Source organism: Ramlibacter sp. MAHUQ-53 (genome assembly GCF_052600055.1).
Map to the genome: position 1 here is coordinate 252615 of NZ_JBQWTS010000006.1, position 6460 is coordinate 259074.

7 protein-coding genes are annotated in these 6460 nt (G+C 73.1%); all 7 read right to left on the reverse strand.

Going from position 1 to position 6460, the window contains the following annotated elements; all coding sequences use genetic code 11:
- Positions 1-2: 2 nt before the first annotated feature.
- The 7 genes from ACT80S_RS11595 to ACT80S_RS11625 are packed head-to-tail and all read right to left on the reverse strand — an operon-like array spanning position 3 to position 6304.
- Positions 3-809, reverse strand: a complete 807-nt coding sequence (locus ACT80S_RS11595) for an SDR family NAD(P)-dependent oxidoreductase (protein ID WP_377415849.1) — start codon at positions 807-809, stop codon at positions 3-5.
- Between the two features lie 2 nt (positions 810-811).
- Positions 812-1408 (reverse strand): cupin domain-containing protein, encoded by a 597-nt coding sequence (locus ACT80S_RS11600; RefSeq protein ID WP_377415851.1) that lies wholly within the window; start codon positions 1406-1408, stop codon positions 812-814.
- 3 nt (positions 1409-1411) lie between these two features.
- Positions 1412-2542, reverse strand: coding sequence for an FAD-dependent oxidoreductase (locus tag ACT80S_RS11605; RefSeq protein WP_377415853.1), 1131 nt, complete (start codon positions 2540-2542; stop codon positions 1412-1414).
- Complete coding sequence (locus ACT80S_RS11610) at positions 2539-2913, reverse strand: Rieske (2Fe-2S) protein (RefSeq protein WP_377415855.1); 375 nt, start codon at positions 2911-2913, stop codon at positions 2539-2541. The genes ACT80S_RS11605 and ACT80S_RS11610 overlap by 4 nt, the downstream gene beginning before the upstream one ends.
- Before the next feature lie 14 nt (positions 2914-2927).
- On the reverse strand, positions 2928-3869 hold the full coding sequence (locus tag ACT80S_RS11615) for a VOC family protein (protein ID WP_377415857.1): 942 nt from the start codon (positions 3867-3869) through the stop codon (positions 2928-2930).
- Between the two features lie 21 nt (positions 3870-3890).
- Positions 3891-5048: an alpha/beta hydrolase family protein gene (locus ACT80S_RS11620; RefSeq protein WP_377415859.1), complete on the reverse strand. Its 1158-nt coding sequence runs from the start codon at positions 5046-5048 to the stop codon at positions 3891-3893.
- A gap of 35 nt (positions 5049-5083) precedes the next feature.
- Positions 5084-6304 carry a hypothetical protein gene (locus tag ACT80S_RS11625; protein WP_377415861.1) on the reverse strand — a complete coding sequence of 407 codons (1221 nt, stop codon included), beginning with the start codon at positions 6302-6304 and terminating at the stop codon, positions 5084-5086.
- Between the last annotated feature and the right edge of the window lie 156 nt (positions 6305-6460).

Below are 6460 nucleotides of genomic sequence, written 5' to 3' on the forward strand. Positions count from 1 at the left end.
GGTCAGCCGCCGTCGCTCACGAGGGTGCCGCCATCGGCCACCAGCACCTGGCCGGTGATGAAGCCGCCCGCGCGGCCGGCGAGCATGACCGCGACGCCGGCGATTTCCTCGGGCTCGCCGACGCGGCGCAGCGGGGTGGCGGCAAGGCGCCGGGCCATGAACGCCGCGTCGGCCAGGAGGCCCTGCGCCAGCGGCGTGCGCACCAGGCCGGGCGCGATCGCGTTGGCGCGCACGCCCCGGGGCCCCCACTCCACCGCGAGGTTGCGGGCCAGCTGCGCGAGGGCGGCCTTGCTCATGCCGTACAGGCCGATGGCCCGGTTGCCCCGCAGCGCGGCGATGCTGGCCATGAAGATCAGGCTGCCCGAACCGCGTTCGGCCATGGCCTGGGCGAGGGCGGACGAGAGCTCCCAGGCGCTGCGCAGGTTGACCGCCATCACGCGGTCCCAGTCGTCGTCGCCGACGGCGCCGAGCGGGCCCGCGGGGCCCTGGATGCCGGCGTTGCACACCAGGGTGTCGATGCGGCCGAACGCCGCGAGCGCACGCCGGGCGAGTTCGCGGCCCGCGCCGGGTTGCGCGAGGTCGCAGGGCAGGGCCATGGCGCGGCGCCCGCGCGCGCGGCATTGGCTGGCCGCCTGTTCGAGTTCGTCGCCCGCGAGGCCGGCGGCCACGACATCGGCGCCGTGGTCCGCCATCGCCAGCGCGATGGCCAGGCCCAGGCCGCTGCCGGCGCCGGTGACCAGGGCCACCTGGCCGCTGAGGTCGAACAGCGACGGCGAGGGCGACGCGGCCGGCGACGAGCCTGCGGCCATGCTCAGTGCCCCGCGCCGCGCGCGGCCAGGGCCTCGGCGATGGAAGGGTCGTAGCGGCCGTCCACCAGCACGAACAGCATGCGGCACACGCGGCCCGAGCGGTTGGCCCAGGCATGGTTGGTGCCGCGCTGCACGACGACGCTGCCCGGCGTGAGCAGCACTTCGGAATCGTCCAGCACCAGCGTCATCTCGCCCTCGATCACGATGCCGTAGTCCACCGACTCGGTGCGGTGCATCAGCGGGTGCGGCGAGTCGGCGCGCACGGTGGAGGCGGCGGCGTCGCCGATCTGGCGGAAGGCCTCGCCCATGCGCTGCGCGCCCTGGGCCAGGAATTCCTCGGTGTCGGGCGGGATGTCGACGAAGCGGATGCGGGTGCCCCCCTTCGGCGGCGGCAGGCGCAGCGGGCCGAGGGTGGGGTCGGGGCCGTTGTCCACCGGGCAGGGCGCGCCCTGGGTGCTCCAGACTTCGTGGAACACGGTGCCGGGGATGGCCGCGATGCGCTCCACGGTGGGCAGCGCGCCGTGGCTGGCGAGGATGGCCTTGCCGTTGCCGTCGTGGCCGGTGACCACGCGGTGGATCGGGGGCAGACGGTCCTCCATGGCTCAGATCGGCTGCGCCAGCGCGATCATGGTGCGCTTCATGATGTCGGCGTGTTCGGCCTTGTCGCCGTCGGCCATCTCGATCTCGCCCAGGCGGGCCGAGTTCTCGACCACCATGCGCACGCGCTCCCAACGGCGCGCCTCGAAGGCCTGCACGCCGGCGTCCAGGCCGGCGGCCTTCTCCAGTTCCTCGGCCAGCACCAGCGCGTCCTCGATGCCGATGCAGGCGCCCGAGGCCATGTGCGGCGTGGTGGCGTGCACCGTGTCGCCGACCATGACCACCCGGCCCTGGTGCCAGGGCTGCGGCACTAGCAGGCCCTCCAGCGGGCGGAAGACGATCTGCGAGGTGTCGTCGATCTGGTCGTGGATCCACTTCACCAGCGGGTCGCTGAAGTCGGCGAGCAGGGCCTTGAGCAGGCGCGGGAAGTCCTTGGGGTCGACCCACGCGTTGTCCGGCCGGTGCTCGGTGACGAACAGGTACATCTGGCTGGCCGAGACGATGTTCACGCCGGGCTTGACCTTGGGCCCCATCCACATGCGCGCGCAGGTGACCTCGGCGGGGCGCGGCAGCACCGCGCGCCAGACGGCCTGGCCGCTGTAGCGGGGCTTGGGCGCGTCGGGGAACACCGCCTCGCGCACCTTGGAGAACAGGCCGTCGGCGCCAATGAGCAGGTCGTAGCGGCCGGAGGTGCCGTCGGTGAAGGTGGCCTCCACGCCCTCGGCGTCCTGGCGGATGGCGGTGAAGGTGCAGCCCAGGCGCACGTTCGCGCCGCTGGCGCGGGTGGCGTCGGCCAGGATCTTGGCCAGCACCGGGCGCATGATGCCGCCGCTGCCCGGCACGTCGGGACCGGCGATGCGCGGGGTCGGGATCTGGCCGATCTGCTGGCCGTGCGGGAGGTACAGGTTCACACCGTCGGCGGCCGCGCCCTCCTTCAGGAAGCGGTCGAGGATGCCGAGCTGGCGGAAGGCGCGGAAGGTCGCGCCGCCCAGGCTGATGCCGGCGCCGTAGGAGCGCCAGCCGGCGTCGATCTCCACGAGGTCGACCTGCGCGCCGCGCTTGCGCAGCTCGATGGCGGCGGACATGCCGGAGAAGCCGCCTCCGATGATGAGGATCTTCTTGTCGGCGAGGTTCATGTCTCGGTTTCCTTGTCGTTGTGTCGTGGATGCGGCTCGAGGAAGACCTGCCCGTCGCCGTCGCAGGTCAGGGCCACCGGCCGCAGCCGGTCGCCCAGGCAGGCGCCGAGCACGCACTCGCCGGTGGCGATGTCGAAGCGCGCGCCATGCGCGCTGCAGACGATGTGCGCGCCGTCGGCGCTGAGGTAGGCGTCCTTGCGCCAGGCCATGGGCCCGGTGCGCCAGTGCGGGCACCAGTCCTCCCAGGCCCGCAGGTCCGCGCCGCGGCGCACGATGAACAGCGTGTCATGCCCGGTGCCCGCGGGGTCGAAACCGCGGGCGGCGCCGTCGGGGATGTCGTCCCGTCGGCACAGGGGCTGGGGCGCCGTCATCGTGCGGTGGCGTCTCAGTGCGGGGCCTTGCCGGCGCCGGGGGGCGGGCCGCCCGGCGCCCACTTCTCGCGCGCCTGGAACAGGAACAGCTGCGAGGCGTCGGCGCTCATGGGGACGGCGCGCGCGGTCCAGGCGTCGTCGTGCAGGTCCATGTCGGCGTCGTACTCGACATGGCAGCCCAGGGGGCTGTTGAAGTACCAGAACCAGTTGCTTCCCATCTTGTGGCGGCCCGGGCCCCAGAAGGACTCGTAGCCCTTGGCGACGAAGCGCGTGCCGGCCTGCATCAGTGCGGTGGGGCCGCCCATGTGGAAGGTGAAGTGCTCGCAGCCTTTCATGAAGGGCGGGGTCTGGATCATGAACAGGGTGTGGTGGTCCTGCGTGCCGGCGGGCCGCAGGAAGCCGCCGGCGCCGAGCAGGCGGTCGGTCTCGCGGAAGCCCAGGCGCTGCTCGTAGAAGGCCTTGGCCTTGGCCTCGTCGGGCACGAAGTAGACGACATGCGAGAGCGTGCGCGGCCTGGCCGCCGCGTGCTCGTCGACCGCCACTTCGTTGGGCTTGCGCTGCGCCGGGGCGCCGGGGGCGTTGATGGTCTCGGCCGGCAGGCGGATGGCGCGGCGCACGGTGACCTGGAAGCCGAGCACGAAGCCCATGTCGTCCTGCGCCTCGATGGCGCCGCCGGGCAGCTGGCGCACCTCGCGGTCGCGGCGCAGTTCGGCGGCGATGGCGTCCACGGTGGCCTGGTCGGCGCAGCCGTAGGTGGTCTTGCGCAGCATGCTGGCCGTGCCCAGCGGGGGCGGCAGGCTGGCGTCGTCCTTGGCGCGCAGCACGATGGCGGTGCCGTCCTCGGCCTCGAAGCGGCCTTCGCCCGCGGGCGTGAGGCCGTAGTCGGTGAGGTACTGGGCGCAGGCGGCGAGGTCGTCGACGCCGAAGACGAGTTCGTCAGGTCCGATGATGTTCATGGTGGTGGGGGTTCCTGGAGTTCAGACGGTGCGGCCGCCGAGCACGTCGGCGACCCAGTCGGCGATGTAGTGGCCGGCGTTGATGCTGTTGTCGAAGCTGGAGTGCTGCACGCCGCCGGTGCGCTCGTCGAACACCTTGAGTTCGCGGCGGGGGCTGTTCACCAGCTGTTCATAGGTGCGCTCGGCCCACTTCAGCGGGATCTGCGAGTCCTTCTGGCCGTGCGTGACCAGGAAGGGCACCCGGATGCGGTCCAGGACGCCATCGAGGTGCACGTTCTCGGCGATGCGCATGAAGTCGTCCATGTCCTTTGCGCCCCACACCCAGCGCACGTGCGCCCAGTAGTGCGGCACCGGGAAGTTGCCTTCCTTCTCGAGGCGGCGCTTCTGCACGTCGCGCCAGTCGTGGTTGGCGCCCCAGACCACGCCGCAGGCGAAGCGCGGCTCGAAGGCCACCGCGCGCGGGCAGTAGTAGCCGCCCAGGGAGACGCCTTCCATGCCGATGCGCTTCGCATCGACCTCGGGGCGGGTCTCCAGCCAGTCGACGACGCGGCTGGCCCAGTGCTCGCTGTCGAAGCGCGCGGTCAGGCCGTGCAGGCGCAGGGCCTCGCCGGTGCCGGGCTGGTCCACCACCAGGGAGGACACGCCGCGCCGGGCCAGCCAGGCGGGCAGGCCCACGCGGTACTTCATCTCCTTGGTCGAGTCCAGCCCGTTGACCTGCACCAGCAGCGGGGCCGGGCCCTGCACGCCCTCGGCGCGCACGTAGAGGGCGGAGAGTTCCTTGCCCTCGTAGGGAATGGTCACCCGCTCGCAGTTCTCGCGCGACAGGGTGATGCCCTTGGCGAAGGCATCGAGGAAGCGCTGGTACAGCTCGGCGCGGCCGGGCGCGCCATGGGCCTGCAGGCGCTCGCAGGTGAGGTAGTAGGTCGCGGCGCGGTTGTATTTCTCGCCGGCGGACAGCCCGCGGCCGGCGGCCTCGTCCTCGCGCGCCAGCGAGACGAGCTTGTCGCCCATCTTCGACCAGGTGTCGCGGAAGGCCTGGGTGCCGGCGGCGTCGGGCGCCTTGGCCGCTTCCTGCAGCGGGGCGCACATCTCCTCGATCTCGCCGATGCGCGCGCCCATCTCGATGGCCAGGTCGACCGAGAGATTCCAGACGTAGTTGGTGGGGAAGTACTTGAACATGCCTTGCTTCTTGGGTCGTTCTTCTGGGGGTGATCTCAGCGCGCCAGCGCCAGCCACAGGCGTGCCACGCGGCGGGCGCCGTCGTCGCCCTGCACCTGCGCCAGCTGCGCGCGGGCGGCTTCCTTGTCGCCGGCCTGCAGCAGCGCGATGCCGTGGTGCAGGCGAAGTTCGTCGGGGCGCCGCGCGCCGCCGGCCGCGGCGGCGCGGGCGTAGCTGGCGGCGGCGGCTTGCCAGTCCTGCTGCGAGGCCTGCACGTCGGCGAGCGACTTGAGCGCGTTGGCGTCGCGGGCGGACTGCGCCAGCGCGGGCAGCTGCGCGCGCTCGGCGTCGCACTTTTTCTGCATCGCCTCGCGCGCCGGGCCGGCGGGCAGGACGCGCCGCGCCTCGCAGGGCAGGCCGGCCTTGTCGGCGGCGGCCACGAAGTGCGGCAGGTCGGCCTCGGCGAGCTGGCCGACCTTGTCCAGCAGGCGGTGGATGTCGAGGTCCAGGCGCGAGCTGAAGCCGGGCAGGTCGGCGACGCGGCGGATCGCCTCGTTCCAGCGCTCGGGCCGGGGGTGGTGCGTCACCAGCAGGACCAGCGCGTCGGCGTAGCCGGAGGCGTCCTGGAGGCGATGCAGGGCCTGGGCGAGCAGCACCAGGTCGGTGTCGGCGGGCGGGGTGCCGGCGGCCTGCAGCCGCTCCAGGCGGGCGCGGGCCTCGCGCACCACGCCGGCATCGTCGCCCTGCGCCGCGAGGGCGCGCAGCAGCAGCGTGAAGACAGCCGGGTTCTGGGCGCCCGCCTGCAGGTGGGCGCGGGCGGTGGCGGCGAAGGCGGCATGGTCCTGCTGCTGCCACAGGGCCTGCAGCAGGGTCTCGGTCATGACCGTGCGGTCACGCTCCGGGAGGCCGGGCAGGGCCAGCAGCTCCTTCAAGGCGCCGGTGGCCACGGGCCAGTCACGCGCGGCATGGGCCGCCGCGGCGAGCACGCGCAGCGAGACCTGGCGCTCCTGCGCGGTGAGCGCGGGCACGGCCAGCGCCTTCTGCGCTGCGGCCAGCGCGGGGGCGGGGGTGTTGGCGCGCAGGGCCTCCTGCGCCTGCTGCAGCGGCACCGCCACCTCGGCGCGCAGCTTCAGCGGCTCGGGCGACTGGGCGGCGGCGAAGGTGGCGCCGGCGCACAGGCCCGCCGCGAGCAGGGCGCGTGCGGTGCCGCGCGCCCGGGGAAGAAAAGCCCCCGGCCCGAAGGCGCGGGGGAAAGTCAGTTTCCTTGGAAGAAACATGAAGACCAACTTGTCGTGCGGGGCGGCGGTCAGTTGACGAACTGCTCGGTGCCCACGATGCCCAGCTTGTTGAGGCCATTGCGCTGGGCCGAGGCGAGCACGCCGGCGGTGGCCTCGTACTTCGCCTTGGGGTGCGAGCGAATGTGCAGCTCGGGC

Excerpts from the sequence above, each read along its gene's own strand:
- ACT80S_RS11595 (WP_377415849.1), bottom strand. The coding sequence starts at position 809 with ATGGCCGCAGGCTCGTCGCCGGCCGCGTCGCCCTCGCCGTCGCTGTTC.
- ACT80S_RS11600 (WP_377415851.1), bottom strand. The coding sequence starts at position 1,408 with ATGGAGGACCGTCTGCCCCCGATCCACCGCGTGGTCACCGGCCACGAC.
- ACT80S_RS11605 (WP_377415853.1), bottom strand. The coding sequence starts at position 2,542 with ATGAACCTCGCCGACAAGAAGATCCTCATCATCGGAGGCGGCTTCTCC.
- ACT80S_RS11610 (WP_377415855.1), bottom strand. The coding sequence starts at position 2,913 with ATGACGGCGCCCCAGCCCCTGTGCCGACGGGACGACATCCCCGACGGC.
- ACT80S_RS11615 (WP_377415857.1), bottom strand. The coding sequence starts at position 3,869 with ATGAACATCATCGGACCTGACGAACTCGTCTTCGGCGTCGACGACCTC.
- ACT80S_RS11620 (WP_377415859.1), bottom strand. The coding sequence starts at position 5,048 with ATGTTCAAGTACTTCCCCACCAACTACGTCTGGAATCTCTCGGTCGAC.
- ACT80S_RS11625 (WP_377415861.1), bottom strand. The coding sequence starts at position 6,304 with ATGTTTCTTCCAAGGAAACTGACTTTCCCCCGCGCCTTCGGGCCGGGG.